The sequence below is a fragment of the Streptomyces sp. NPDC056734 genome (genome assembly GCF_042790455.1).
In the GTDB taxonomy this organism is placed as follows: domain Bacteria; phylum Actinomycetota; class Actinomycetes; order Streptomycetales; family Streptomycetaceae; genus Streptomyces.
In genome coordinates, this window is sequence record NZ_JBHTZD010000060.1 from 1 (window position 1) to 1,790 (window position 1,790).

Here is a 1,790-nt window from a genome sequence, read left to right on the forward strand (position 1 = left end):
GATGCTGTTGGTTAATTCGGGCCTGGTTGCTTCGCCCCGTCGCTATGCGGCGGGGCGGAGTGCTGTCAGGGGGCTGGTGCGGGTGCGGGCTCGGGGTGTGTGGGTGAGCCAGGCGTCGATGCGGATGAGGTTGACGGCGGCGCCGGTGAGCTGGTGTTGGAGGCTGGTCTTGGCCAGGCCGCGGTAGCGGGATCTGCGCAAGCCGCAGGCGTGCACGGCTTGGGAGATGGTGCCCTCGACACCGGCACGGATCCTGTAGCGGTCCCTCCACTCGTCGGTTGCCTGTAGCTTTCGCGCCTGCCGGAGTGCTTCGTATTCGTCGCGGGGCCTGAGGTTGATTTCCCGGCGCAGGGGCCTGGGGGAGTTGACACATTCCCGCAGCTGAGGGCAGGGGCCGCAGTCAGCGGGGGAGAACCGGACCCGGACAGTCGGCAGGCCCTCCTGCGAACGACGCCCGGCCCATTGCGTGCTGACAACGCCGTTCGGGCAGGTCACGTGCTGCTTTTCCCAATCGATGGTGAACGCGTCCTGGCCGAACGCGGCATCGCCGCGGGCGTGCGGAACAGTCACCGCTTTCAGCGGACCGTGCAGGTCGACCCGGTGGTCACGGCTGGCCGCGGCCAGGGCGCCACCGTTCGCATAGCCGGTGTCCACCCAGTGCTCGCCCGGCAGCAGATCCCGCCGGGCGAGTTCGGCGTGGACCGGGGCGGCCATCCGGTCATCAGAGACGCTGCCCAGAGTGGTCACCACGCTTGTGACCAGATGCGGGGTGTCGTCCTCACACGTCTCGGTGACGTGGACCTTGTAGCCGTCCCAGTTGATGTCACGCTTTCCACCGGTGCGGACTTCCAGGTCATAGGGGGTCACCAGGCGCATCAGGCCCGGTGGCCGGTCTTTTGGGTTCCGGCGGGCCACCTCCCCTTCGACCAGGTGGAAGTACTGAACCCACACCCGCCGCAGCACCTCGACTTCCGGCAGAGCCCGCAAGCCCGGCGGCGCGTCCTGGGCCCAGATGTTCCGCAGCAGGTGCATGCCGTCATCGCCCACCCGCCGATACGTCCGGTCCCGGCGGGACCGCTCCTTGGGGAACCGGGAGTCCTCCACCCGGGTGGCATAGTGCCTGAACCACTCCGGCCGGGCCCGCTCGCTCAGCCAGCCCGGCCCGGCCAGGGCCACGGCGTTCAACGCCGCACGCAGTGTCTCCGCGACCAGCTCCAGCTGGTTCAGCTCCCGCACCGCGGACAGCACATGCGTGGAGTCGGTCCGTGCCCTGCCCCGGGCGGTGACCAGACCCTGCCGCCGGGCGGCTGCCAGTACCGCGTCCAGGATCTCCCGGCCCCCGCCGGCTCCGACGAGCCGGTCACGGAACTCCGACAGCACCGAGAAATCAAAACCGGCGTCCGGCAGCTCCAGGCCCAACGCGTACTTCCAGTCGATACGAGCCCTCACCGCCTCCGCGGCCTGCCGGTCGGTCAGCCCTTCCACGAACTGCAGCACCAGCACCATCGCCAGTCGCCCCGGTGACCAGGCAGGCTTCCCCCGCGCTGGGAACAGACCGGCGAACTGTTCGTCGCCGAACAACGGTCCCAGCCCGTCCCGCACCCGGATCGCCAGGCTCCCCTTCGGGAACGCGGCCCTCGCCACCCGAACCGTCTCCGCCGGGATCTCCCCAGACCCCTTCGGCTGCATCGACATCCGCACCCACCCCACACGACAACGTCGGCCTTCAAGACCACAACCAGGTCTCGAAGGCCGACGTCACGCACACGCCCGAATTAACCAACAGCATC

Annotated in this window: 1 protein-coding gene; it reads right to left on the minus strand. The window is 69.2% G+C overall.

Annotated features, from left to right (window positions below; translation table 11 throughout):
* Positions 1 to 42: 42 nt before the first annotated feature.
* Positions 43 to 1,695 (minus strand): IS1182 family transposase, encoded by a 1,653-nt coding sequence (locus ACFRFC_RS38215; RefSeq protein ID WP_382693823.1) that lies wholly within the window; start codon positions 1,693 to 1,695, stop codon positions 43 to 45.
* Between the last annotated feature and the right edge of the window lie 95 nt (positions 1,696 to 1,790).

Bases quoted from the DNA above. Each gene is read 5' to 3' on its own strand.
- ACFRFC_RS38215 (WP_382693823.1), bottom strand. From the start codon at position 1,695: ATGTCGATGCAGCCGAAGGGGTCTGGGGAGATCCCGGCGGAGACGGTT.